Origin of the sequence: Psychrobacter sp. CAL346-MNA-CIBAN-0220 (assembly GCF_040309805.1) — a bacterium.
Taxonomy (GTDB): Bacteria; Pseudomonadota; Gammaproteobacteria; order Pseudomonadales; family Moraxellaceae; genus Psychrobacter.
Genome location: NZ_JBEOPF010000001.1, coordinates 1,375,132 through 1,401,885 on the forward strand (window position 1 = coordinate 1,375,132; position 26,754 = coordinate 1,401,885).

General features: G+C 39.5%; 26 protein-coding genes. 10 read left to right on the forward strand and 16 right to left on the reverse strand.

Annotation, left to right across the window (positions count from 1 at the left end):
* Window positions 1-2 precede the first annotated feature (2 nt).
* Window positions 3-485, reverse strand: a complete 483-nt coding sequence (locus AAEY88_RS05360) for a nucleoside deaminase (RefSeq protein ID WP_350560094.1) — start codon at window positions 483-485, stop codon at window positions 3-5.
* Between the two features lie 176 nt (window positions 486-661).
* Complete coding sequence (locus tag AAEY88_RS05365; protein WP_350560096.1) at window positions 662-1,315, reverse strand: UPF0149 family protein; 654 nt, start codon at window positions 1,313-1,315, stop codon at window positions 662-664.
* Between the two features lie 197 nt (window positions 1,316-1,512).
* On the opposite strand from AAEY88_RS05365, the gene AAEY88_RS05370 reads away from it, so the two are divergent.
* Window positions 1,513-1,995: a hypothetical protein gene (locus AAEY88_RS05370; protein ID WP_350560098.1), complete on the forward strand. Its 483-nt coding sequence runs from the start codon at window positions 1,513-1,515 to the stop codon at window positions 1,993-1,995.
* A gap of 61 nt (window positions 1,996-2,056) precedes the next feature.
* The gene (locus AAEY88_RS05375; protein WP_350560100.1) at window positions 2,057-2,518 is read left to right on the forward strand and encodes a cell division protein ZapA; all 462 of its coding nucleotides are present in this window, start codon (window positions 2,057-2,059) and stop codon (window positions 2,516-2,518) included.
* A gap of 108 nt (window positions 2,519-2,626) precedes the next feature.
* On the opposite strand, the gene AAEY88_RS05380 is transcribed toward AAEY88_RS05375, so the two are convergent.
* The 4 genes from AAEY88_RS05380 to AAEY88_RS05395 all read right to left on the reverse strand — a co-directional run bounded on the left by AAEY88_RS05380 (window position 2,627) and on the right by AAEY88_RS05395 (window position 6,914).
* Complete coding sequence (locus AAEY88_RS05380; protein ID WP_350560102.1) at window positions 2,627-2,890, reverse strand: hypothetical protein; 264 nt, start codon at window positions 2,888-2,890, stop codon at window positions 2,627-2,629.
* Between the two features lie 264 nt (window positions 2,891-3,154).
* Window positions 3,155-5,248 carry a glycine--tRNA ligase subunit beta gene (glyS, locus tag AAEY88_RS05385; protein ID WP_350560104.1) on the reverse strand — a complete coding sequence of 698 codons (2,094 nt, stop codon included), beginning with the start codon at window positions 5,246-5,248 and terminating at the stop codon, window positions 3,155-3,157.
* A 9-nt stretch (window positions 5,249-5,257) separates the two neighbouring features.
* Window positions 5,258-6,280, reverse strand: coding sequence for a glycine--tRNA ligase subunit alpha (gene glyQ / locus AAEY88_RS05390; RefSeq protein WP_407074428.1), 1,023 nt, complete (start codon window positions 6,278-6,280; stop codon window positions 5,258-5,260).
* 421 nt (window positions 6,281-6,701) lie between these two features.
* The gene (locus tag AAEY88_RS05395) at window positions 6,702-6,914 is read right to left on the reverse strand and encodes a PspC domain-containing protein (protein WP_350560106.1); all 213 of its coding nucleotides are present in this window, start codon (window positions 6,912-6,914) and stop codon (window positions 6,702-6,704) included.
* Between the two features lie 561 nt (window positions 6,915-7,475).
* On the opposite strand from AAEY88_RS05395, the gene nadR reads away from it, so the two are divergent.
* The 3 genes from nadR to AAEY88_RS05410 all read left to right on the forward strand — a co-directional run bounded on the left by nadR (window position 7,476) and on the right by AAEY88_RS05410 (window position 9,983).
* Window positions 7,476-8,522 carry a multifunctional transcriptional regulator/nicotinamide-nucleotide adenylyltransferase/ribosylnicotinamide kinase NadR gene (nadR, locus tag AAEY88_RS05400; protein ID WP_350560108.1) on the forward strand — a complete coding sequence of 349 codons (1,047 nt, stop codon included), beginning with the start codon at window positions 7,476-7,478 and terminating at the stop codon, window positions 8,520-8,522.
* A gap of 70 nt (window positions 8,523-8,592) precedes the next feature.
* Window positions 8,593-9,342 (forward strand): nicotinamide riboside transporter PnuC, encoded by a 750-nt coding sequence (pnuC, locus tag AAEY88_RS05405; RefSeq protein WP_350560110.1) that lies wholly within the window; start codon window positions 8,593-8,595, stop codon window positions 9,340-9,342.
* Window positions 9,343-9,521: 179 nt separating this feature from the next.
* The gene (locus AAEY88_RS05410; RefSeq protein ID WP_350560112.1) at window positions 9,522-9,983 is read left to right on the forward strand and encodes an Mpo1-like protein; all 462 of its coding nucleotides are present in this window, start codon (window positions 9,522-9,524) and stop codon (window positions 9,981-9,983) included.
* Window positions 9,984-10,146: 163 nt separating this feature from the next.
* On the opposite strand, the gene AAEY88_RS05415 is transcribed toward AAEY88_RS05410, so the two are convergent.
* The 10 genes from AAEY88_RS05415 to AAEY88_RS05460 form a co-directional block, all read right to left on the reverse strand.
* On the reverse strand, window positions 10,147-10,938 hold the full coding sequence (locus AAEY88_RS05415; RefSeq protein ID WP_350560114.1) for a glucose 1-dehydrogenase: 792 nt from the start codon (window positions 10,936-10,938) through the stop codon (window positions 10,147-10,149).
* Window positions 10,939-11,875: 937 nt separating this feature from the next.
* Entirely contained in the window at window positions 11,876-12,943 is a 1,068-nt protein-coding gene (locus AAEY88_RS05420) for a TRAP transporter substrate-binding protein (RefSeq protein WP_350560116.1), read from the reverse strand.
* Between the two features lie 269 nt (window positions 12,944-13,212).
* The gene (gene pcaF, locus AAEY88_RS05425) at window positions 13,213-14,406 is read right to left on the reverse strand and encodes a 3-oxoadipyl-CoA thiolase (RefSeq protein WP_350560118.1); all 1,194 of its coding nucleotides are present in this window, start codon (window positions 14,404-14,406) and stop codon (window positions 13,213-13,215) included.
* Window positions 14,407-14,537: 131 nt separating this feature from the next.
* Window positions 14,538-15,605 carry a 2Fe-2S iron-sulfur cluster-binding protein gene (locus AAEY88_RS05430; RefSeq protein ID WP_350560120.1) on the reverse strand — a complete coding sequence of 356 codons (1,068 nt, stop codon included), beginning with the start codon at window positions 15,603-15,605 and terminating at the stop codon, window positions 14,538-14,540.
* Between the two features lie 113 nt (window positions 15,606-15,718).
* A complete protein-coding gene (gene paaD / locus AAEY88_RS05435) occupies window positions 15,719-16,210 on the reverse strand; it encodes a 1,2-phenylacetyl-CoA epoxidase subunit PaaD (protein WP_350560122.1) in 492 nt (163 codons plus the stop codon).
* 8 nt (window positions 16,211-16,218) lie between these two features.
* The gene (gene paaC / locus AAEY88_RS05440) at window positions 16,219-16,992 is read right to left on the reverse strand and encodes a 1,2-phenylacetyl-CoA epoxidase subunit PaaC (protein WP_350560124.1); all 774 of its coding nucleotides are present in this window, start codon (window positions 16,990-16,992) and stop codon (window positions 16,219-16,221) included.
* A gap of 28 nt (window positions 16,993-17,020) precedes the next feature.
* On the reverse strand, window positions 17,021-17,302 hold the full coding sequence (gene paaB, locus AAEY88_RS05445) for a 1,2-phenylacetyl-CoA epoxidase subunit PaaB (protein WP_350560126.1): 282 nt from the start codon (window positions 17,300-17,302) through the stop codon (window positions 17,021-17,023).
* Window positions 17,303-17,532: 230 nt separating this feature from the next.
* Complete coding sequence (gene paaA / locus AAEY88_RS05450) at window positions 17,533-18,471, reverse strand: 1,2-phenylacetyl-CoA epoxidase subunit PaaA (protein ID WP_350560128.1); 939 nt, start codon at window positions 18,469-18,471, stop codon at window positions 17,533-17,535.
* Window positions 18,472-18,580: 109 nt separating this feature from the next.
* The gene (locus tag AAEY88_RS05455; RefSeq protein ID WP_350560480.1) at window positions 18,581-19,033 is read right to left on the reverse strand and encodes a PaaI family thioesterase; all 453 of its coding nucleotides are present in this window, start codon (window positions 19,031-19,033) and stop codon (window positions 18,581-18,583) included.
* Window positions 19,034-19,153: 120 nt separating this feature from the next.
* On the reverse strand, window positions 19,154-20,131 hold the full coding sequence (locus AAEY88_RS05460; RefSeq protein ID WP_350560130.1) for an enoyl-CoA hydratase-related protein: 978 nt from the start codon (window positions 20,129-20,131) through the stop codon (window positions 19,154-19,156).
* A gap of 211 nt (window positions 20,132-20,342) precedes the next feature.
* Here AAEY88_RS05460 and paaN point away from each other — a divergent pair, with 211 nt between their 5' ends.
* The 5 genes from paaN (at window position 20,343) to AAEY88_RS05485 (ending at window position 26,684) form a co-directional block, all read left to right on the forward strand.
* Entirely contained in the window at window positions 20,343-22,028 is a 1,686-nt protein-coding gene (gene paaN / locus AAEY88_RS05465; protein ID WP_350560132.1) for a phenylacetic acid degradation protein PaaN, read from the forward strand.
* 216 nt (window positions 22,029-22,244) lie between these two features.
* Window positions 22,245-23,774 carry a 3-hydroxyacyl-CoA dehydrogenase NAD-binding domain-containing protein gene (locus tag AAEY88_RS05470; RefSeq protein WP_350560134.1) on the forward strand — a complete coding sequence of 510 codons (1,530 nt, stop codon included), beginning with the start codon at window positions 22,245-22,247 and terminating at the stop codon, window positions 23,772-23,774.
* Window positions 23,767-24,321: a hotdog fold thioesterase gene (locus AAEY88_RS05475; RefSeq protein WP_350560136.1), complete on the forward strand. Its 555-nt coding sequence runs from the start codon at window positions 23,767-23,769 to the stop codon at window positions 24,319-24,321. Before AAEY88_RS05470 ends, AAEY88_RS05475 begins: the two co-directional genes overlap by 8 nt.
* 69 nt (window positions 24,322-24,390) lie before the next feature.
* Window positions 24,391-25,677 carry an AMP-binding protein gene (locus AAEY88_RS05480; RefSeq protein WP_350560138.1) on the forward strand — a complete coding sequence of 429 codons (1,287 nt, stop codon included), beginning with the start codon at window positions 24,391-24,393 and terminating at the stop codon, window positions 25,675-25,677.
* Window positions 25,678-25,907: 230 nt separating this feature from the next.
* The gene (locus AAEY88_RS05485; protein ID WP_350560140.1) at window positions 25,908-26,684 is read left to right on the forward strand and encodes an enoyl-CoA hydratase-related protein; all 777 of its coding nucleotides are present in this window, start codon (window positions 25,908-25,910) and stop codon (window positions 26,682-26,684) included.
* Window positions 26,685-26,754: the final 70 nt, after the last annotated feature.

Genomic DNA, 26,754 nt, shown 5'->3' on the forward strand with positions numbered 1-26,754 from the left:
CCTTAATTTTTTTGTTGGGCACGGCGTTGCAACTCTTTAACGTCATCATCTAACCCAGCGATTGGACCTTCTACCGGCACATTAGGCGCAACGTCTTGGATTGAGAGTGATTTAATCGGTGATGTTGATGCGATACCCATCTCATCCATCCATTCGCCCAATTGCTTGGAGGAGCTAACATAGACAATCCGACCGAGACCTGCCCAAGCATGAGCGGCTGAACACATGGCACAATGCTCACCTGAGGTATAGACCACCGCCTTGGTGCGTGCCTCTGGGGTCATATTCTTTGCCGCCCAGCGTGCTACAGCAATCTCAGGATGATAAGTGGCATCGACGGTATTGACGCGATTTCGGTCTTCATGTAACGCATTACCATCGCCATCGACCAACACACTGCCAAATGGCTCGTCACCAGCGGCCAAGGCTTCAGCAGCAAGCTCAACACTGCGGCGCAAATGTTGCCTATCGCTATCCGTTATCATTACGCTATTCTCCTGCTTATTTTATATGTATACCATAAACAAAATTCGTATGATTGTTTTAAATATTAACTATACGACTTGCTATATTATTAATACACAGGCAAGTCGCATAACTATTATCCATCGTTACTATTATGCAAAACAGCAGTTTGTTTATTTTAAAGTTATACCATTTTTTACGATGGGTTATTTTGGTTCATTACATCAACGAACGGCGATATAGGCTTGGGCAGCTTACCTTCCGCTTGTAATTCTTTGGTGGTTTTAGCATCCATTTTCAGTCCTGAAATCAAGGCTAAGTCTTTGACAGGCTTACGTTTGCGCGTTGCAAAACTGACTGGCACCATCCGCGCAAACTCATAAATATATAAATAAGACTCTTCACCGCCTTCATACTCTTCACCTTCTTCAAGACGAATACCGCCAATCTTTGCCAGGTCCATGAGCATCTCGTTTTCTTCAGCGCTCAAGCGACAATCAGAAATACCAAAACCGGTCATAAAGCCGTTGGCCCACTGTTTTAGGGCCATGACACGCTCATATAAGTCATGTTCGTCATCAGGTACTAGCGGCGTATAAGAATAAGCATCGTCTTTGTCCTTGAGCTGAAATACCGTATCTTCCGCCTCTTCAGTCAATAAGGTCAATGCATTATCTGGCAAGGACGCAAAACTTAACTCTTCAAGTACCGCCACCCAACCTTGCTCATCAGGCGCATCACAGGCTGTCATCAGCCCTGTCATTAAACCATGTATCTCACTAACAGTCACATCAGTCCATTCTTCAAACGCCGTACACCACGTGTTCCAGCCAGAGATATTGTCATTCATAAGGTTTATCCTAGTTTTTAATGGGCGATAGTCGCGGCGCCACACTATCTGTAGTACGGCGACTAATAAAGGTGAAAAATAACAGGCAATGTGTGTAATTACTTTGTTGATATAGATATTATGCGGTCACCTATGGCATTATTAAATGCATAGCGTAAAATTCATCCACACTCACTTGTTAAGGGTAAAAACTGACTATGTATGATCAACTTAAAGTTTTAGAAAAAACGGTACTAAACATCAAAAAGCAGTATCAGCTCGTCAGTGCTGAACTTAATAGCCTCAAACAACAACCAAATACTGATCCAAAAGAGCTGGCCGCCCTAAAAACCAAACTTGATAACAGTTATTTAGAACGTGATAAAGCCAACAAGCAGCTGAACAACCTTGATAACCGCTATCAGAGTCTTGCTGAGGCGCATCATATGATTGGTGAAGAGCAAGATAAGCTACAAACTCAGCTGGCTAATTTGCAACAACAAAATAGCAAACTACAGCAGCATAATAGCCAATTTAAGCAGCAAAACGATGAGCTACAACAACAAAACAGCGATATCAAACAGCAAAATCACGATATCAAACAACAGAACAGCGACTTACAAGAAAAAAATCAACTGGCAGCCGAACGTACACAAGTGGTGTTAAATCGGCTCACACGTATTGATCAAATAGAAAGCTGATACTGAGAACTTCTATCGCTCTATGATTTCACCTTTATTCTAATATCTTGTAGGATTTCTTATGACTGACAACCGTACTAACACTCAAAACAACTCATCTGAAAATAAAGACACCTCTGCACCAAATGCAAATCATCAACCTACTCCAACCAAAACCGTTACTCCCAACAATCTCCCTACTGAGCGCAAAAATTCAAATAGTAGCGTGAAGGATACAAAAGGCTCTAAACCACAAGTGAAAAAAGTCGTTGTGGTCATTGCGGGGCACAACTATAATATCTTTTGCCCGGTGCACGAAGAAGCAGAGCTACGCTCAGCGGTGTTTTATATCAATAATTTTGTGCTTGATACGAAAAGAGAGGCACCAAATTTAGGGCAAGAGAGCCTGTTGCTATTAAGCTGCTTAAACTTATATGAAAAAATTAATACGCAGCAAAAAGCGGATGAAACTCATCGTCATGAGACCGAACAAGCTGTCGCGTTATTAAGCAAAATCATGAAAGATGCGCAGTCTATTTTATAACCATTGAGTTGTTATGGCCATTAAATACAGTCATGCGCCTTATGATTCAAGGCGCACGCTATCATGACATGAACCTTAAAGCAGACAGTTTAAAGTCGCGGCTTAGTCTTATGGCTGGTAACGTTTACCGGCATGAAAATCGGCTTGATGCTCATAATTGCAAAAGAATAATTCGTTATTTACTGTTTTATCATCCATCGTAGTGGGATTAATAGCATTTGTAGGGGCCACGGCATTGGTTTCAAGAACTCCACGATACTCAGCTAAGTGGTTAGCGCAAAAATTACATTGGCGCAGTGTGGTTACGTCGCCTTCTTTGGGCATCATGCTCTTTGGAGCACGTGGATACATGAACTTATAAAAGATCCACATTATAATCCATATGATGATTATGATACTGATAGCAGCAAACACGGCGACGCTCCTTCGAATAATGGTGAATGAACTAGGTACATTGCATAAAGTTTACTGTAAATTGCGCCTTTAGCATAATCATTGCTCTACTTAATGACTAAAGTGCTGATACCATATTCATAACGCCCCTCTCATCATACAAAAAAACTGGCTTAGCATGGCCAGTTTTTTTTGTGGTTAAGGTCATGATAGAACAAAGACTCAGATCTTTAACTAATGACGTTATAACTGTAATTCACTGATATCAGCTACCGTTAAGAACAACGCACGTACTTGCTTCAGTAACGCTAAGCGATTGCTTTTCAATGCTGCATCATCGCTATTGACCATCACCCTATCGAAGAATTGAGTCAATGGCTCATCTAAGCCTGCCAAGGTTTGTAATACCTGAGTGTAATTTGCCTGCTCAAGTAATGGCATGACGTCCATCTGTGCTTGTTGTACAGCTTGGTATAGTGCCTGTTCAGCAGGCTCTGACAATAGCCCTTCATCAACGCTATCAGCGACTGTAACTTCAGACTTAGCTAAAATATTAGCCACGCGCTTGTTAGAATCTGCAAGCATTGAGGCTTGTGGCAGCTCACTAAATATCTGTACAGCACGAATACGCTGATCAAAATCAAGCGGCATGTGCGTATCAATTGCTTGTACGGCCTGAATAGTATCGACGCTGACGCCTTGTTCGGTATACATCGCCCGATAGCGCGAGTTTAAGAACGCCATTACCGGCGTAAAGGTATCACCCATCTGAATGATTTTGCTGCTTTCGGTGCTGCCATAGTTTTCTATCGCTTGCTCAACTAAGGTAACTAGATTAATCGGTAACTGCTTTTCGATTAAAATGCGTAAAATACCAATGGCGGAGCGACGCAAGCTGAACGGATCTTTCGAACCGGTAGGGGCTTGGTTTATCGCAAAAATACCCACTAAAGTATCTAAGCGATCAGCCAATGCCAAACATATCCCAGTGGGTGTTTGCGGTAGTGCATCGCCACTGAACTTCGGTAAATACTGCTCTTCTAAGCTTGCAGCAACCGCTTCCGGCTCGTTATTAAGACGCGCATAATAGGTGCCAGCAATACCCTGTAAATCAGGGTACTCACCGACCAGTGAGCTTGCCAAATCTGCTTTTGACAATATAGCCGCACGTGTGGTTTCATCAATATCAATCTGCTGCCCTTGCTGCTGTAATAAGGCGGCGATAAAGGCGGCAAGTTTGGCAATACGCTCGGATTTTTCCCAAATAGTACCAAGCTGATCTTGGAAAACCCGCGTTTTTAAACTATCAGTCAACGCAGATAATGGCTGCTTCTGATCTTGTAAAAAGAAAAATTCAGCATCAGCCAGACGTGGACGAACGACCTTTTCATTACCTTCAACGATTTGGTTGGCGTCTTTAGATTCGATATTAGTAATAAAGATAAAATAAGGCTGTAGCTTGCCCTCTTTATCGGTCAAACAAAAATACTTTTGATCCGCTTGCATGGTCGAGATGAGCGCTTCTTGCGGCACTTGTAAAAAGCGCGGCTCAAAACTTGCGCGTAGGGCAATCGGAAAATCAACCAAAGCGGTGACTTCGTCTAACAAGTCTTGTGGCACAATCGCCTTAGCATTGACTTGGTCTGACAGTGCTTTGACTTGATTTTTGATCAGCATTTGACGCTTATCAAAATCAGCAACGACTTTTAAACTATCTAATAGCTGCTCATAATCATCAGCATGGTTAATAATATGATAGTCAGGACTATGGAAACGATGTCCACGCGTTTGTATGCCAGTTTGATGGCCTTGAATAGTGGCATTAATGAGCAGGTCATCTTGCATCAATACAGCCCACTGCACAGGACGCACAAACTCATCTCTGCTCGCGCCTGAACGCATGCGTTTGGCAATTGGCAAATGATCTAAGGCTTCTTGGAGTATTTGCGGTAACAGCTCAGTGACCGCTTTACCCGGCATGGTCTGCTCGTAGCCGACATAGTCGCCCTTGTCAGTATTAATAGTAACCAGCTCACTGGGCTCAATACCCAGGCCTTTAGCAAAGCCAGTTGCTGCTCGGGTCGGATTGCCTTCCGTATCAAACGCCGCTTTAATCGCAGGGCCACGTTTTTGCTCGGTACGGTCGGGCTGCTTCTCGGCAATACCGTGAATCTGTAACGCTAAGCGGCGCGGCGCCGCAAAGGCCTTCATACCATCAAAGCTAATATTAGCCTCAACCAGCTGCTCAGTGACGCTATTTTGTAGCGCATCGCGTAAGTTTTTTAGGCTCTTTGGGGGCAACTCTTCACACCCCAGTTCAAACAAAATCGTACTCATGGGATGCTCCTATTTGTCACTGCTGTTATTATTGTTTGTACTAGGTTTGGTTTTATTGAGTTTCTCTGTGCCCGACTCTTTAGCCGCATTATCAGTAACCGTCTCGTTATTTTCTTTAGGCAAATACTTATCCAATGCGGCTTGACGATGCGACGCGTCTGCTAATGGAAAGCCTAATTTAGCGCGGGCTTCAACGTAACCGAGAGCAACCTTCCGCGCTAATGTGCGAACACGTAAAATAAAGCGCTGACGTTCTGTGACCGAAATCGCGCCCCGAGCATCAAGTAAGTTAAAGGCATGTGAGGCTTTAAGCACCATCTCATAAGCAGGTAGCGGCAGACCTGCTTCCACTAACTTATCCGCTTGCTGCTCATAGAAGTCAAATAGCTCAGACATTTTAGGGACATCAGCGTGCTCAAAATTATAAGTGGATTGCTCAACTTCGTTTTGATGGAAGACATCGCCATAAGTTACCTTGCCAAACTCACCATCCGCCCATACCAAGTCATAGACACTATCAACACCTTGGACATACATTGCCAGACGCTCAAGACCGTAGGTGATCTCACCTGTGACGGGGAAGCATTCAATACCGCCGACTTGCTGAAAATAGGTAAACTGGGTAACCTCCATACCGTTAAGCCAAATCTCCCAGCCTAATCCCCACGCGCCAAGCGTCGGTGATTCCCAGTTGTCTTCAACAAAGCGCACATCATGTACTAAAGGATCAATCCCAATAGCTTCCAATGATCCCAAATATAGCTCTTGCATATTGGGTGGATTGGGTTTGAGTACCACTTGGAACTGATAATAATGCTGCAAACGATTGGGGTTGTCACCATAGCGCCCATCGGTTGGGCGACGTGATGGCTGCACGTAAGCAGCGTTCCAACGCTCAGGACCTAGCGAGCGCAAAAAGGTGGCGGTATGAAAGGTACCTGCACCCACCTCCATATCATAAGGTTGTAATATCACACAGCCTTTAGCAGCCCAATAATTCTGTAGGGTTAAGATTAAATCTTGAAAAGTCATCGGTTGGGAGTTCATAGCTTGGGACGTCATAGGAAAATCACTGTGGAATTAGTATTATTAAACGTAATTTAATCGGCGTTAAGGCGCAACGTTCGTACAGCCTCTTTGTCTACATATCTATTTGCCTACTCACCTTACTAAAAAATCGCTATTTTATCCATATTTACGGCAACTAAATTTATCTTAGGTCGCAAAACAACATAAAAACGGCTAAGAAGTTAAGGATGACTGCTTGCTGCACAGCCACGCTGTTTACTGTCCTTCCCAGATAAAAAAATACCCAGATGAGTTAACATCTGGGCAGGAGGAAAGGTATATTACGGGTATCCTGTTTGTGCAGGCTTTTTGTTTTTAATAGGCTTCTATTTTTTTCTTTAATTGCTCATTGCTTGCTTTTTTTAAAATCGAAACTTGTCATTAATCATTCATAAGACTGATTGGTAGCATTTGGCATGATAATCCATAAAATAATATAGATTAGAATACCGGGTACCGCAGCACTTAATGAGGAGATGACAACAAACAATAGACGCACCCAAAGTGGTGACCACCCTACATACTCTGCAATACCACCCATTACGCCTGCAATCATACGATTATTCTGCGAGCGATGTAACTTTGCTAATTTAGCCAACTTTTATACCTCTCTATTTCTCTATCTTAGAAGTGCCCTACTGTTTTCGGTAGCTTTTTAACTCTACTTGTTCATATTTATTATTAACTTTATTTTAGAATTACCGGGCTGCTTAACTTATGAATAAGTATAGCAAGTATTTACGACTTAATTGTTGATTATGTGAGCGTGCTTTGTGAGTTCATGCTACGTAAGCTTGCCCTAAAATGTCAATATTACCTCGTAACCTGCTGATTTTAAATAATTATTTCAAAGTGTTTCAAATATTATTTTGTTGCTGATTTATTGCTATCACTTTGCTACTGATGTGCTGGTAACATTATTTTGAAATATGAGGTGGCAAAAGTAAAGGGCTTGGCTTGATTTAAGTTTATCTGATTAATTGACGAGAGAATTACCTACATGGTGACATTATCGGTAATTAAAAATCGCCTTCCTCTTTACATTACCTCATCATAATAACGCGGCTATTTACAATAACTTACCTGCATCTACACGCAATAATTTATACCATGCTGATAGACCTATGATAAAGACATACCAAGAAATATAAGGGATATTATGTACGCTACTGGCTTGATGATTGGGCATTTTGAACCGCTACATTTAGGACAAATGCGTAGTATATTATATGCGGCGGGACAAGCAAAAACCTTACATATCGTCATTACTACACACCCTGACCCGCATCCGGATTTTGCCATTACTTTAAAAGATAAAGCCCGTTGGATACAAATGGCATGTGCTGAGCTGCCATTTATTCAGGTTCATATCACTAATGAGATCGCACTACCTTTACATGATAGTTTCGATGAGGTCAGTGTTGATGTAGTGGCCAGTAATGCTAAATTGCAACGGTTAGTCGAAGCGCTAAGCTTGCCGGCAGATGTCGTATTGTTCACTGCAGACAATCATCCATTAGCACAAGACGGTACCCGAGAGCAATTATTAATGACCGTGCTCACTACCCCGCTACAGCCTGAATTTGACTCTTACGCTATTGCGTGTAATCCAGTAGCACATTGGTCAGCGATTCATCCACAAGCGCGCGGTGACTATACTAAGACGGTGGCTATCGTTGGCGGTGAAAGCTCTGGTAAAACCACTTTAGTACATAAACTTGCTAATTATTATGGCGCTAGTTTTGTGTTAGAAATGGGACGTTTATATGTAGGCACTGATCTAGGTGGCAAAGAAATTGGCCTACAATACAGCGACTATGCACCGATTGCGCTCAATCATGCCCAAGCCATACGCGAGGCAGCGGCTAGGGCCACAGCACCAATAACCATTATTGATACCGACTTTGTGACCACCCAGGCGTTTTGTGCAGAATATGAGGGACGGACCCATCCGTTTGTGGATGCCTGTATCGATGAGTTTCACTTAGATCATACGATTATGCTAGATAATAATACGCCATGGATTGCCGATGGCATGCGCTCGTTAGGTAATCCTAAGGCACGTGGGCGCTTTGAGGCGCTACTATTGGATATTTTTGCCTGTCATAACATTTATCCTCATATGATTGACAAGCCTGACTACGATGCGCGCTATCAGCAAGCACTGAGTTTTATTGATCAGCAAATTTATGGTCAGACGCTATAAAAATATTTTTGTAATAATCGCTTTTTTATTCGCAACTTACTGATACAACTATTTTGAGGGCAATACATTTATGCGCATTCAGCTATTGGACAACATTACGGGAAAATGGGCCATGCAGTGGATCATTATTTGGTTCGTTTGCGGGGTTGCTGCTTTGTCCACCGGCTTTTGGATGACCACTGAACATACTACTCTTGATATATTTTATTTAGGCGTGTCGTTTATTGGCCTGGTCTGCGTGGTGTCGCTATCATTCCGCAAAAATATCATGGGTAATGGCTTTGGGATGGCAGCAACCTCTGGCGAAGTAGTGGTACAAGCAACCTCTGGCGCAGTAGGTTTGATGCTCGCGCCGCTATTTAACTTTTTTACTCATGTCTACGGGATCTTTTATTGGTCCAAGCATACCGACCCTGACGGCAACATGGTCCCCAAATCTGCTAATAAATGGATTTGGCTGATCACTGCCACCTTTATCGTCATTGGCTTAGCACTGTTCCCAATCGTCAATAATCTGCTTGCAAGCTATGGCTTTGCTGTCGTAGAAGACGATAACAGCAAGTTTTTGGGATTTCTTTCTTTCTATTGGATTAATGTCATTGCCTTCGTGCTTTCTATTACTGCCCAAGCAGCGATGATTTTGCGTTATTCATTTAACTGGTGGTTATGGATATTCTCAAACTTCGTCTGGTTGACCGTAAACTTAATGTCTGGTAATTATATTTTTGCGATACAGACCATGATTTATCAAATCAATTCCTGTATTGGTCTCTATGAATGGCACCGGAGTGAAAGGGATGCGCTAGCAATACCCGCATAATGATAGGACAAAAAGTCGCTAAACTCTTAATATGTAATAAATAAAAACTGACAAAACAATGGCTTATGCCTATAGGGTCTACCATATAAAATAGTAGACGGTCTCGAATAATGTTATAACTGTTATTGAAGATTGTAGTGATGAATGGCTAATAACTTATCGCTGACAAGGAGGTTAGTATGTCTCGAGTTTTTCATAAAAAGATGTCTAAACGCACTCTAGAGCAATGGCTATCTGAATACGCGGTTAGCCATCAAAATCTGGTTAATAAAAAAATCCATTGGTTATGTGTCCCCACCATCTTTGTCAGTATTTTAGGGATGGGGATGTCGTTATCAGTCTGGTTTACCTTGATAATGAGCGCGTTAGTGCTGCTGTTTTATATCCGACTTTCCACCCCATTATTTTTAGCAATGGGAATTTTTATCCTACTCTGCTTGGCGGTAATGGCAGTTATGCCGTGGGGCTTTAAAATCTGGGCAAGTGTGTTTGTCATCGCTTGGATTGGTCAGTTTGTCGGTCATAAAATCGAAGGTAAAAAACCCTCCTTTTTTGAAGATTTACAGTTTTTATTAATCGGTCCAGCATGGGTTGCTAATAGCTTAATGAAAAACAAAAAACATAAACAACAAGCCACATAAAACCAATCAATTTAAAACCAATCAATTTAAAACCAATCAACTTAAAAATAGACAACAAAAAAAGCGCAATCTTGCTCTTGATATAACAGAGACAAGATTGCGCTTTTTATTTGATAACCTTATTTACTTAAAGGTTAGCTATTATATATTTAGCTACTATCTATTAATCTAATGTTTGCACACCGCCACCATTGACAAAAATCGTCTGACCACTGACCCAAGTGGAAACTGGTGACGCAAAATATAACATCGCACCGGCAATATCATCGGCTTCACCCAAACGCTGAATAGGCGTATGTGCCAGCATTTTCTTTTCAATCTCTGGCGTTAATACTGTTTTTAAGGCATCGGTACGGGTTGCGCCCGGACCGACCGCATTGATACGCACTTCAGGGCCAAAATCATGCGCTAAGTTAGCCACCATATGATTGACTGCCGCTTTTGATGCCGCATAACCACTCATATCTGGGCTTTTATTAACACTCGACATCGAAGTGGTGATAACAATTGAGCCATAGCCCGACTCTTTCATATGTGGCACACATAATTGACTGAGGCGCCAAGCACTAAAAACGTTCAACTCAAAGTCACGGCGGAAGTCATCGACTGTGATTTTAAACGGGTTTTCTTGACCGCCACCGCCGCCGCCAGCATTGTTAATTAAGATATTGATGCAGCCAAACTCTGCTATGACTTTATCAACCATCGCCACTAAGTCTTCGTCTTTTAAAATATTGCATTCGACTGCTAAGCCTTTGACACCAAATTCTTCGATATCTTTGACCGCCGCTTTGGCATCGTCCAGTTTTAAATCAGCAATAACAATGTTTGCCCCAGCTTGAGCCAAACGTAGCGCCGTTGCTTTCCCAATCCCATTGGCGCCACCAGTGATAATCGCTGTTTTTCCGGATAGATCAAACAACTCGTTAAATTCTTTAGGTTGAAACTCTTGCATGTTGGTTCCTCATTATAGTTATTTATTATTAAATCTACCGTTTGAATACGCTAAATATAGATATCTGTTTTATACGTGAAACTTTGGTCAGTGGGCTTTTTTGTGCTTAACATTTAGAAGCGTTCCTAGTATGGACGGCTCTTTTCAGTTTCATGTGCTAAGTTCGCTCACTTTTTGTAACTATTATTTGCAATAACTGACGCTAAGTTGCTCACTGCTAGGTTACAGCCATCTGGCTAGTCAAATCGTTTTTGCTCAAATTTCAGCCATAAAAAAAGCCTCACTATATAATATATAGTGAGGCTTTTTAGTATTTGGAGCGGGAAAAGAGATTCGAACTCTCGACCCCAACCTTGGCAAGGTATTAGAACTATTTTACTTTAAATTACATTAAGCTAAAACGTACATTATGATAGGCTTTAACCCTTTATATATTATGGGTTGTAAACATTATTTAGCATAATTTAAAATAGATTATTCATATTTTAGTTACTTTATTTTACAAGTACTGATAAACGATATTTTTTTATATATCGTTAGATATATCTACTCTCACCCTACCTTTATCCTAAAAGTGTGAGTATCTACAAACAAAAATATGTTCAAAGAGAATAAAATTTTATTAAATAGAAAGTGCAATTATCAAACTTATATAAACAATATTGTAATAACTGGTCAGTTGTTACTAACATAAAATGTCAGGCTTATGGCGAAAAATAAATTACAAAACAAATATAAAATAAGACACGGTCTTTACACTACCTTTAATCGTAACTCCAAGCTTACTACCTATAAGCTTAAATGCATAGGGCACGCAAACATTTGCAGTAGTTACCAGAACAATGATGATTAGACTAATGCCACCAACAAACTGACATATCTTACCAACCAGATAACTTATTCTGACTAAAAATGCCATTTGCCACCAACAAATAAGTTAAACTTTACAGGCAGCACTAGCCACTTTGGCTTTTTCGTAAACGGCATCTGCATCTAAACCTAGAGCCTTGACATCAGTAAGGTATTTTTGGGTCCCTTTTTCAAGAGGTCCTTTCCAGTCTGGGTCATTGAGAGGATCAGGAATCTCGATGATAGTATCTCCTTTTGCACGAGCCTGTTCCATAACTCTAGAATCTTCTCTATCAAACATTTGTCCTGCAATGTCTGCCATTACTTTACCTGAATTATCGTCAATTATTTTTTTCAAATCATCAGATAAGCTTTCGTATTTATCTTTATTCATCGTTACCAATAAAGCTGAACTGTAGAAAGGTATATTAGTATGTGCGTTAGTTAATTCCGTAATTCTAAAATCACCAGTAGGACTCCAAGCAAAGCTCAATCCATCAATAACACCACGTTGTAATGAAGTATAAATATCAGTAGCAGGTAATCCTACAGGAGAAGCGCCAGTAGCTTCGATAATATCACCTGCAATTGCTGAAGGCCTACGAATACGCATACCTTTCATATCTTCTGGGGTACGAATAACTTTATCTACTGTATGGAATGCTCCAGGACCTGCACCCATCATAAATAGTAGGTGAGTATCGTTATATTCGGTAGAAATATCACCATCATCATAAAGTTTTTGTAACATGCAACTCATTTGACTGGCTGAATTTGATAAGCCCGGCAACTCGGCAATTTGGGTTAATGGGAAGCGCCCAGCATCATAACCCTGAACCTGTGCTCCAATATCAATGGTTCCCTTAGCAGTAGAGTCATAAGTAACATCTGCTTTACTTAAAGTTGCAGAGGGATAAATCTCAACTTTCAATTGACCATTTGATTCCGTTTCGAGCTTTTTAGCCCAAGGTTCAAACACGTCAGTTTGCATTGCAGAAGTTGCAGGCCAAAAGTGTGAAAACCGTAGAGTAGTTGTTTCTTGTGGTGAAGTGGCAGAAGCCTCATTATTACTATCTGACTGACCAGAACAACCTGTCATACCTAATGTTACTGCTATAAATAAAGATATAGCACCAACTTTAATTTTAATAGACATTTTTATCTCTTCCTTGTAGATAAATGAAAAGTTATGTTTACTCACAATATATTACACATAGTTTACAATAATGTAATCACATTATTATGTTAATTGAATATTAAATTATCTAAGTTGAATTGTTAATCAACAGTTATTTAAATGATAAAAACCTCATAAATACTACATCGAAAACTATTATTTTTATTCTAAGTAGTTATATCTTAAGAAAAAAATAATAATTAGCCGATTATTTATGAGGTTTTATAGTAATGATTAATTATTTATGCTTAAACGGATTCAATTGCCATAGCAATGCCTTGACCAACACCAATACACATAGTAATCAACGCTTTGCGACCGGGATTGCCAGCAATGTCTGTCAATGCACTACCAGCAATGCGTGCACCTGAAGCGCCTAGAGGATGACCTAAAGCAATAGCACCACCATTTGGATTAAGCCGAGTATCATTAGGCTCAATACCGAAGTAATTTAATACTGCTAAGCTTTGACTAGCAAATGCTTCATTAAGTTCAATGACATCAAAATCAGACATCTTAAGTCCCGTACGCCTTAACAACGTTTCAACTGCTGCTATAGGACCAATTCCCATTATACGTGGTTCTACTCCTCGAGCAGCAGTAGCAATAACGCGAACTTTAGGTATAAGATTGTGTTGCTTACAGGCGTCTTCAGATGCAAGAAGTAAGGCCGCTGCACCATCATTAACTCCTGAAGCATTACCCGCAGTTACTGTGCCACCAGCAAAAATAGGTCTGAGTTTCGATAGGCTCTCTATAGTAGTATCAGCACGAGGATGCTCATCAGTATCTACTGTAATTAGGCCTTGTTTACGATCAGTATAAGTAACTGAAATAATCTCTTTTGCTAAGCGCTCAGTGGCTTTGGCAGCTTTCATTTGCGAATGATATGCAAACTCATCTTGTGCCTCACGTGAGATATTAAATTCTTGGGCTACGTTTTCTGCGGTTTGTGGCATAGAGTCGATACCATATTGTGCTTCAAGCGCTTTATTAGTAAAGCGCCAGCCAATAGTGGTATCATAAACCTCAGCGTTACGATCAAACGCTCTAGTAGGCTTGCTCATGACAAAAGGTGCCCGTGACATGGACTCCACGCCACCTGCCAACATGACATCAGTTTCGCCTGACTTGATACTTCTAGCTGCCAAACCAATGCAGTCAATACCTGAGCCACAAAGACGATTAAGAGTAGTGCCAGGTACTTCGACAGGGTATCCCGCTAACAGAAGGGACATCCGTGCAACATTTCGGTTATCTTCACCTGCTTGATTGGCACACCCAAATAGACAATCATCAATCATTTTTGTATCAAAGTCATTGTTTTCACGAATATGCCGAAGAACTGTAGCTGCCAAATCATCCGGACGAATTGATGATAGGCTACCACCGTATCTACCAAATGGGGTACGGCAGTAATCTACTATATATACGTCTCTCATTTTATTCACTCAGTTTAATATTGGCGCAATTGATCATTAAGAAATTTTATCTGCTATCTATACTATAAAAATAGTAGATATCAAAAAAACCGTTAAAATTGTCTGAAACTTGAGTACCAATTATGTGGTTATTAAACGTCAAAATCTACTACAGCAGTTTCAGTTTGTACATGCGCCTGACAGGTAAGTACATATCCGAGATCAACCTCATAATCTTCAAGCCCATAGTTGACATCCATAGTGGCTGACCCATTAATCATTTTTGCTTTGCAAGTCGCGCAGACTCCGCCTTTGCAGGCAAAGGGTACATTCGTACCAGCCTCAATCGCTGCATCAAGAATGCTTTGACCTTTAGCTAAACCAATTATCTGCTTACGACCACCAGAGATAATAGTGATTTGTTTGTCAGAATTACTATGTGTAACAGGGCGACGTACAGTCTGACTGGTAGGAGTACCAAACAGTTCAAGATGAATATTCTTTTTATCGATACCTTTTTCAATTAAAGCAGCCCTAAACCCTTCAATTATAGGTAATGGACCACATAGATAAGTATGATCCAACTTCTCAGTATCAACAAAAGCAGACAATAGCTGCTCAAACCGCTCACCTTCAGGACGAACTGATAGAATATCCAAATCTCTAGGTTCACGTGTCAAAACATGAACAATTGATAACCGATCCATGTATCTATTCTTTAAAGCTTCAAGCTGCTCAAAGAACATTATACTCTGGCGTTTAGCATTGATGTATACAAAATCTATCTGAGTGTGTTCATTATTTTCAAGCAAATATGTCATCATTGCTAAGATAGGTGTAACTCCACTCCCAGCCGCCACAAAAAGATATTGTGTTGCTTGCTGCATAGACTCAACGTTTTCGACAGGTAAACAAAAATCTCCTTGGGGTGCCATAACTTCAAGAACATCACCCACTTTTATCGTGTGGAATACATGCTGAGAGAAAACCCCTTCAGGCACACTTTTAATACCTACCCGCAAATAATCGTCACCCATCTGACATATGGAGTAAAAGCGCTCAACCACCTTATCTGCAATATGAGTTTTGAGTTTCAAATGTTGGCCAGGTATAGCTTTGAACTGGTTTGATAATTTTTTCGGGATATCAAACTTCAATGTCACGGCTTCATCAGTTTCAGGAAGTACTTCGACTACCTTTAGAGCATGGTAGACATACATAATTATTCCTTTAAAATTTGTAGTCAATTATTAATAATTAAGTAGGTTAGACATTTATAACTAAGAGATATTTTTTATTGTAAAATAAACCAGTACCTCACTAGTAACCTTTTTTAATGGCACTTAAAGTACTCAAATGGTTCCTTACACTCAAGGCATCGGTATAGAGATTTACATGCAGTAGAGCCAAAATGACTAACCACTTGATAATCATGGCTTCCACAGTTTGGGCAGCGCCTAGGCTCGTTATTATCCCCTGAACCTGGTGGTGCAATACCATAGGTTTCAAGCTTAACTAGTGCCTCAGGTGATATCCAATCTGTTGACCAAGCTGGAATTAGTTGCTCTTTTAAAATAGGTTCAGGGTAACCTGCATCTGTTAACGCATCACTCACCATCTTCCTAATCGCTACTGTAGCAGGACAGCCAATATATGTAGGAGTAAGGGTCACAGTAATAGATCCTGCTTGCTTATCGGTACTGACATCTCTAATAATACCTAAATCATCTAACGTCAATACTGGTACCTCAGGATCAGGTACCTCAGCCAATATTTTTTTGATCTCTTCAATATCAAGCATCGGTGTTAGCTGAATTTTAGTCATAATAGTATCTACCATTTAGCATTAGGAAATTCACGACGTAAGGATTGCATTTCAGCCAGTAAAATACCAAGCGTTTCGGTATGTAGTCCTTGTGTGCCACCGCTGTGATGATAGGTATCTTGTGGCATAGTAAGGCCAGCTTCTTCGATAAGAGCAAGAACATCCCTGCGCCACTGTAACTTTACAGTTGCCATTGACTCTATGATTCCCAATTCTTGGGCCGATTTAATAGTATCGTCTTCTTCAAAAAGCTCATTAGTATAAGCCCAAATATCATTTAAAGCCGACTGCAGTCTACGATGACTCTCATCAGTGCCATTGCCAAGACGTATCAGCCAAGCACGTTGATGAATGTAATGATATTGAACTTCTTTTGAAGATTTAACAGCGATAGATTTAAAAGCATCAATACTACTATTTTGCATATCTTGGTACAGATATTTAAAGTAAGTGCTAATAAAGAACCCACGTAACGTAGTAACCGCGAAATCACCTTTTTCTAACTCAGCTAGCAGATAATTAGTATATTCACGCTCGTTACGAAAATACGCTAATCTGTCAACATCTCTCTTTTCATCATCATTATTTGCTGCAACATCTAGCCAAGTCATAGCTTGACCCAGAGTGTCTAAACCAATATTGGCAAGAGCAAGCTCTTCTTCTATAGTAGGTGCGTGACCCACCCATTCGCAATGACGTTGAGCCAGTATTAATGTTGTGTCACCTAAACGCAACGCATAATCAAAAATAGCTTTTTCATGATTTATAACTGTAGTATTCATAGCAATCTCTATTGGTAAATTATGTCAATTACATGTGACCAACTTCAATTGGAATATCATAAAAAGTTGGATGACGATAGATTTTATCAACAGATGGTTCTATGAATACATCTTGATCATCGTAGTCTAATGAAGTAATATTATTAGACTTGACTACCCAGATAGAAGTTCCTTCATTACGACGAGTGTATAGATCACGAGCATTTTGTAATGCCATTTCATCGTCAGTCGCATGCAACGATCCGACATGTTGGTGAGATAAACCAGCTTTAGCTCTAATAAATATTTCGTATAATTGAGGTTCACTCATAGCTAACTCCTTTAGCATTAGGTAAAGACCAGATTTATCTGGTGATATTAATATATAATTAGATTAGAAGAAAATATTTCTGTAAAAGAAGACATCTTTATAATAAACAAAATTGAATAAATCTCTAAGTGCATAAAAACAATATGCTTTGGGTAGACCACATACAATAGCGATAGCTAAACGCAATCGCTATTGTATAGTTTATTTAAAAGCAGAGAAAGGATGTTCAACTAAGCTGCCTCGTTCATACTCTTTTTAGCATGGTAAGCAAGTCCTGCTTCAACTACCCATTTACCTTCCTCTTGGGCTTGGCGACGGGCATCCATACGTTCTTTATTACATGGGCCATAACCACTAACGACTTGTTTAAACTCTTTCCAGTCTATTGGACCATGATCATAATGACCAGTCTTTTCATTCCATTTTAAGTCAGGATCAGGAATAGTAATATCTAGGTATTCTGCTTGACGAACAGTTATGTCAATGAATTTTTGGCGTAGTTCATCATTACCGAGACGTTTAATCTTCCAAGCTATTGACTGTTCGCCATTAGCTGAATCACTATCATGTGGACCAAACATCATTAAAGAGGGCCACCAAAATCGATTAATGGAATCTTGTACCATTGCTTTTTGTTCAGCGTTACCTTCTTTAACTAGTTCAGTTAACAGTTCATAGCCTTGACGTTGATGGAATGACTCTTCTTTACAAATACGCACCATAGCTCGAGCATACGGACCATATGAAGTACGTTGCAATGCCACTTGGTTAACGATAGCTGCACCGTCAACTAACCAGCCGATCATGCCCATATCTGCCCAGCTTCTTGTAGGATAGTTAAATATAGAAGAATACTTCAGCTTCCCTTCAAGCATTGCATCAATGGTAGCTTGTCTTTCTGCTCCTAATGTCTCAGCAGCACAATACAAATATAAACCGTGACCTGCCTCGTCCTGAATCTTAGCCATAAGAATGGACTTGCGGCGTAATGATGGAGCACGAGCTAACCAGTTCGCTTCTGGTAGCATACCAACAATTTCAGAATGGGCATGCTGTGATATTTGACGAATCAAACTTTCACGATATGCTTCTGGCATCCAGTCTCTAGGCTCTATCTTTACATCCCGTTCTATCTTGTCTTCAAACTTTTTGAGTTCAGCGTTACTCATAACTTACTCCTTGTTGTGTGTTTACCTACAATATATATTGTATAGTTGATACTACTATCATAGAGAATATATATTATATTCAAAGACTTATAATGTATTAAAAATATTATTAAATATAAATATAGCACAATATCGATAATGCACACAATTTATTGTCAGCATCAAATATACTTACTTGACCTCTGATCACTTTACTACCTGCACGTATTACTTCGGCATTAATAGTAATTTTTCCAGCTTTTATTGGTCTCAGAAATTCGGTATTGGAACTCAATGTCACTATCTCTTGTGCCTGACCTATCTGAGTTAAAACTGGAAAGATCAATAAAGAATCAGCTAAAGTCATAATAGCTTGACCTGAAAGTATCTCTGAAGCATTTGGTCCAGGAACTTTCCTATATAAATCAGGGTTATACGCTAATTCATATAATGCTTTGCCTGCAGTAAGTTCTATAATCTCAACAGAGAAATTATTAAGTACCCATGCAGGAAATACTTCATCAATTTGTTTTTTAATAATATGGCCATACTTAGATATAATATTTGAATTAGCATTAATCATCAAAGGATTATTCCTATAGAGATAGATAGTTCAAGTCAGTCACCTATTTTAAATAATCAGATTAAAAACTGACAAACTAAAAGTATAAAAATATATTTAATCTTATTTATTAGCTCTAAATCAATTTTTGCCTTTATAAAAAATAGCAGGCCGTTTCTCTAAAAAAGCAGTGACGCCTTCTTTGTAATCATCGCTATAACCTGCTTTTTGCTGATAATTTGCTTCTAGCTCAAGTTGCTCTTCTAACGAATTTTTCGTCGCCTGATTTAAAGCTTTTATTGTGAGTGCAGTGCCAAGGGCAGGACCATGGGCCAAAGTTGTCGCTAATTTCACTGCTTCATTCATGAGCCTATCGGATTCGTAGATTTTCCACACTAAGCCATAACCTAAAGCTTGCTCTGCACTTAGGTTGGCGTTAGTTAACACCAAAGCTTTTGCACGTGCCAGACCGACCAACTGTACCAATATCCAAGTCAATCCTGAGTCTGGTACAAGTCCAATCTTGCCAAATGCCATCACAAATTTGGCTTTGTCTGAGCATAGAACGATATCACAAGCCAAAGCAATACCGATTCCTGCTCCAGCTGCCACACCATTAACTACTGCTATAGTAGGTTTGCCTAAATTTTTTAAACGCTTCATTAATGGATTGTAAAACTCTGTAATGGTTTTACCTAAATCATAAGTTTGTTTGCGAGGGTCGCGGTTGCCTAAATCCTGTCCTGCACAAAAGCCTTTACCCTCACCAGTAATTATGATAGCGCGCGCTTGATCGTTAGCCACTACCTCATCAAGTATTGTGGAAAGTGCATTATGCATTTCTTCATTAAAAGAATTAAGCTGTTTGGGACGGTTTAGAGAAATAACAGCGATACCGTCTTGGTACGTGAGTTTTACAGTATCTGATACAATATTCTTAGAAGTCATTATAATCCTCAATCCATTGAGCCTTACAGAAGCAAAGTAGGTATTTATAGAACGATAGTAGTTAAAATTATTAGGATTAACAAGTAAAAGGCGTAAAATACATGAGAAAAATAAAAACAGATATACGAGAAAAATAAAAACATTGTTGATTTGCCTTATTTTTTTGTTCAAAATACTGGCATAAAAGGGATTATATAAATATTTTCAAGAATTTCTTTCATGTACTTTATTGTGTGCTAATGTGTACCTTATTGCATCATAAATACTAATGTAGTATGGTTTTTCAGCCTACTAAGACATATTAGTAAGAAAAATTGGGTTTAAAAAGTGAAAGTATTGAACGTTAAAAGTGGAAGATACTAATTCTCACAAGGAGCAGTAAATGTCAGATTTATATGAAAAACATAAAGAAAAGCTATCAAAAGCTAGAGAAGCTATCAAAAATAGAAAAGAATGGTCGGCTTATCCGGAAATGCCAAGTGAAAAGCATTATGGCGAAGGTGCTAAACAAAAAGGCGAAGATGATTTTCATGCTTTGTTAGGCGGTACATATAAGTTTAAAGTACCCATGCAAGATGCTGAGTATGTCCAATGTAATGCCACGTCTCCTTATGGTATTGATATGGGCATGCAGTATCCAAAGCTTGATAAAACTATCCTGTTAGAGCGATCACAGCAAGCACAAAGAGAGTGGCGAAAGCTTGATTACCAGACACGCTTTGGTATTTGTATGGAAATGCTTGAAAGGCTATCACAACAGTCATTTTTGATGGCTCATAGTATTATGCATACTACAGGTCAGCCTTATATGATGTCGTTCCAGGCAGGTAGCCCCCATGCCTTAGAACGTGGTCTTGAGACAATTGCCTATGCAGCTAATGCAATAGAATCAACTGCCCCAACTGTGGAATGGAATAAAGTAACAGGCAAGGACAAAGAAGGAAAACTAATTTCAGTCAAAATGAATAAGACATTCAAAACACGTGGTAAAGGCGTGGGAGTAATGATTGGTTGTGCAACTTTCCCAACATGGAATGGGTATCCTGGACTCTTTGCTAGTTTATCTACAGGCAATAGCGTTATTGTTAAACCTGCCGATAAAGCGATTCTTCCTTTAGCCATTACTGTAGATATTATGCGCGAGGTCTTACAAGAAGCTAATATTAGTCCAGACGTCGTTCAAATTGCTATTGCTAACGGTGATCGTGCATATACACAAGATATTGTACAAGACGATAGTATTAAGATGATCGACTTTACGGGTGGTAATACCTTTGGTGACTGGCTTAAAAAGAACACTGATGGTGTGCAGCTATATCTAGAACAAGCAGGATTAAATAATATTCTTATTGAATCAACTGATAACTTTAGGGCGATGACGAGCAATATTGCTTTTTCATTGTCATTATATTCAGGACAAATGTGTACTGCTCCACAGAATATTTATATTCCTAAAGACGGTATTGAGACCAATGATGGGCATAAAAGCTTCGATGAGGTAGCTGGAGGTATTGCTTCTGCGGTTGAAAAACTTTTAGGCGATGATAAACGTGCTTTTGCTTTATTGGGCGCCTTAAATAGCGAGGATGTAGATAAGCGGGTGAATGAAAGTGCAAATAGTGACAAAACATTCGTACTTGGCATGCAAACAGTAAATTATGACGCTTTCCCTGACGCTAAGACTGCTAAACCGCAACTTATTAAAGTTACCCAAAACGATGTAGAAATATATGAAGAACAATTCGGTCCAATAGCATATGTAATTGCTACTGAGGATGCGCAAAATAGCCTCAAATTAGTTTGCGACAGCATTGAGCAACATGGCGCTATGACAACTTCTTTATACAGCAAAGAGGAAGAGTTTAAGAACAAAGCAATGGATGATATTTCTGATGCTGGATCTCCGCTTTCTGTTAATCTCACTGGGATGGTATATGTGAATCAATCTAATGCTTATTCAGATTTTCATGGTTCAGGTCTCAACCCTGCAGCTAATGTTTGCTTGACTGACTTGGGCTTTGTAGCACCTCGTTTCGGTTGGGTAACGGTACGTGAACAGACCAACTAATAATCCGATAATAGTCAGTTTACCTTTATCCCTTTGATTATATTTTCAATTTTTTGACTTTATATATTCATTGATTTTTAGATAAATCGGCTGAGGCTTAGTTCAAGTTAATGATAGAGCCTACTGGCAACAAACAGTTGGCTCTATTTTTTACTTTATTAGTTCTATTGTTTGTGTGCGCAAATATTAATTTAATGACATACAAGGAAGTTGTGTATGAGTACTAAAAAATTCATCGTTGGTGTAATCGGTGCAGGTACAATGGGTCAGGGTATAGTGCAGCTTGCTCTACAAGCTGGTCATGGCGTTATTCTAGTAGATAAATCTCAAAAGCAATTAGAAATCGCGCAAGCATCGCTTGATACTTTATTTATTAAGTTTGTCAAAAAAGAAAAGATTACTCAACAAGAAAAAGATAATTGGCTAGGTGCACTGGTACTTAGTAAAAATAGTAGTGAATTAACTGATGCTAAGCTAGTTATTGAGGCGATTGTAGAGCAACTGGATATAAAGAAACAAGTATTTAGCGAACTTGAGTCTATCATCAGTCATGACGCTATTTTGGCTACCAATACTTCTTCGCTTTCTGTTACCGCTATTGCGTCATGCCTACAAAAGCCGCAGCGCTTTATCGGGCTACACTTTTTTAATCCTCCTGGCATCATGCCATTAGTTGAGGTAATTGATGCTCTTCAAACTCATACTGAGACTACACAAAATTGTATTGAATTGATGCAAAGTTGGGGCAAGTCGCCAGTGAGATGTAAAAATACGCCAGGCTTTATTGTTAACCGTGTCGCCCGTCCATTCTATGTCGAAAGCTTCCGTCTACTCGAAGATCAAATTACAATTCCTGCCCACCTTGATGCCAGTATGCGTAGTGCAGGGTTTAAAATGGGTCCTTGTGAATTGACGGACTTTATAGGGCAAGATATCAACTATGCAGTTAGCTGCTCTGTGTTTGATAGCTTGTTTTATCCCACACACTTGCGACCAAGTTATATACAAGGCAGCCTAGTTGAGGCAGGTTTTCTTGGTCGTAAAACAGGTAAAGGTTTCTATAACTATAGTAATGAAGACTCTAGACAAAACCAAAATGTTCATGAGAACTCTTTAAAGACTGATAAAAAATCGATTAGTTTTTCGGCTTATGGTCGTCAATCTTGGGTAAATGAGCAGTTAGATGAGCAAGATAGTCAAAGTATCGATAATAATTCAAGAGTAGAAAGTGCTCCACTGCTAGATAATTTAATTGGAGTGTTAGAAAATAATGTGTGCATGTATGCCTCAGATGGTAGGTTGGCTGCCGACTGGGAAGACTCGCTTCAAGTACCTATTATATTAGTAGATATCAAACATCCTAATAAGCAATCTGCAACAGTTGCGATAGCAGCAGGCCCTAAAGCTTGTATTATAATGGATGGCAGATTGCCTCAATCTTTGGGAAGTATAGACTGGATTCTAGTAACAGATTGTCCCGGCTTAATAAATCTGCGCGTCATTAGTATGATTATCAACGAAGCAGCTATTTGTGCCACTCAAGGTATAGCTACACCCGAAGGTATTGATACCGCCCTCAAAGGTGGTGTTAATTATCCTTTAGGTGCCTTTGAATGGCTTGAGTTTATTGGTACCGAAGTAGTTGTTAACACACTAAGTGCTCTGAGCTGTATGTATGGTAGTGGCAGTTATGTTGTTCCACACATGCTTGCAACGCAATTGTCTAAGGAACGTACTAATGGCTAATAACGACTCTAAGAATGAGGACCAATCAGTTGAAGCTAGTTTTTTGACCCGGTCACCTAGTTTGAATCGCTCATTGTTGTCGAACAAGGTTTCAGGTGAGGCTATTGAGCGAGGCAATATAATAAATGAAGATAATCAAGCACTAGATATTGCAAATAAAATGCTTGCTGAGGACTACTATTCACAGCATTTAGGCATTAAAATTGTAACAGCTAGAGCTGGTTATTCAGTTTGTAAAATGCTGGTTCAGTCTTTTCATTCCAATGGTCATGGTAGTTGCCATGGTGGGGCAATATTTAGCTTAGCTGATACTACATTTGCCCATATATGTAATGCTCATAATCAAATTGCAGTTGGTCATATTTGTACTATCGCTTACTGGCGACCGGGTAACCTCGGTGATGAGCTATATGCTTATGCCTATGAGTCAGGGGTGCATGGGCGTTCAGGCTCTTATCGTATAGAGATAACTTGTGGTGAGGACGGAGAATTAGTAGCTGAGTTTCAAGGGTTCAGTCGCTCTTTAAAGGGACAAAGTCATTTTTAATAGCGCTATTTGAATTTATATAACCTTACATATTACTAATTACTAACTATTTTTGAAAAGGAATTTAAAATGAGTTTAGATTTTTATAATCGTATTGAAGTTGCGTCTCGTGATGAGATATCTGCGTTACAATTAAAGCGTCTTAAGCGCACTATCAAACATGCTTACAATAATAATGCTTTTTGGAAAAACCATATGGCAAGTGCAGATGTTCATCCAAATGATATCAAGTCATTGGAAGATTTAGGCAAACTCCCATTTATGAAAAAAAGTGATTTTAGAGACAATTATCCTTTAAAGTTATTATGTGTTGATCGCAGTGATATAGTAAGAATACATGGATCATCAGGTACAACAGGTAAACCCACTATTGTGGCTTATACTCGAAATGATATTGATATGTGGTCAGAAGCAGTAGCTCGTTCTCTAGTAATCGCTGGCATTACCCCTAACGATACAGTACAAGTAGCTTATGGGTATGGATTATTTACTGGAGGTATGGGCGCTCATTATGGTGCTGAAAAATTAGGCGCAGCGGTTATTCCAATATCAGGTGGGATGACTAGTCGTCAGATTCAAATTATTGAAGAGCTTGAACCAGCGGCCATGATGGTAACACCATCCTACATGGTTAATATAGCTGAAGCTATGGAAAAAATAGGGAAAGACCCTCGAAAAACTAGCCTGCGTGTGGGTATATTTGGCGCGGAGCCCTGGACTAACGAGATGCGAAACCATATTGAGGAACGCTTTGATATAGATGCGGTAGATATATACGGGCTATCTGAAGTGGTCGGCCCGGGCGTAGCGCAAGAAGCGGTAGCTAGTAAAGGTGGTCTTACTTTTTGGGAGGATTTATTTTATCCTGAAATCATCAATTCTGAAACTGGGGAAGTACTACCTGATGGTGAGCAGGGTGAGTTAGTCATTACTACACTTATGAAAGAGGCTATGCCTGTAATTCGTTATCGCACTGGCGATATTACTCGCATTATTCCGGGAGATGTACGATCAATGCGCCGCATTGAAAAAATTACAGCTCGAAATGACGATATGATCATCTTGCGTGGAGTGAATATCTATCCTTCGTTGTTAGAGGAGCAGATTATGAAAGTATCTGGTTTATCTTCTAACTATCTAATAGAACGCTATCATATGGGAGCAATGGATCAATTACGCATACGTGTAGAGCCGGTTGATGAGAGCCAAAGTGGCTCGCGCTTGAAGAAAGAGCTTATTTATAATATTAAATCAACCATAGGTGCTAGTGTAGAAGTTATTATTGAGCCTATGGGAGTTTTACCACGCTCAGAAGGCAAAGCTAAACGAGTCCTTGATTTACGCCGGAAACCTTGATAGTAAAGATATCTTTATATAATATCAGGATAATTCATGAATTATCCTAGGATACATTAACAAATAATTTTGATAAGGTCTATTGGGTAAGCTTTAGGCCTTTTAAGATTGCTACATATCACTATGAAAGTAATAGGCTTGCAAACGTTACTTAGATGTAATATTTTTGGATGTTTATTTTAGGTTGAGATTGAAGCAATAATATAAACTTGTAATAAAAGAAGGTATTTATGGAACACAAATCATTTTTGCAAGTAACCAAGTTAGTTGATGGTATTTTTCAACTGGGTATTAATCGTACAGAGCGCAAAAACGCACTCAATACCGAGCTAGTTGTACATTTAGCAGATACCATAGAGTCTATTGTAAAAACAGAGTCAGCTAGAGTCATCATCATATATGGTCTAAAAGGTAATTTTGCTGCTGGAGCTGATATCGACGAAATAGCAACCCTAAGTCCAAAACAGGCTCTGCTAGACGCTAGAGTTAGCGCATGGCGCCGTATCAGACAATGCCCTATTCCCTTAATTGCTGCTGTTGAGGGTTATTGTCTCGGCGGTGGTATGGAACTACTACTTTCTTGCGACTTTGCATTAGCTCATAAAGACGCTAAGTTTGGTCTACCTGAAGTGAAGTTAGGTCTTATGCCGGGCGCTGGTGGTACTCAAATTTTACCAAGAATCATCGGTAAAAATAGAGCAGCAAGAATGATATATTCGGGTGAAATCATGCCAGCTTCTACAATGGCAGAATGGGGTGTGATTACTGATTTATGTGATGAGAACGTATTAGAATCTGCTGTATCAGTAGCAACAAAAATAGCAAGAAATGCCCCATTTGCTATCAGCCAAGCAAAGCGATCGTTAAACAACTCAGTAGAAATGGGACTTGAATCAGCAATGAGTTTTGAGCGACAGACTTTCTCAATTTTGGCCGCTACTACCGACAAGACAGAAGGCATTGCTGCATTTAAAGAAAAAAGACATGCTAAATTTACCGGAAACTAAATCTCCCTATCATCATTCGTGAAATTAATAATATATTTTAAATATAGTCATAATATTATTATCAATAATA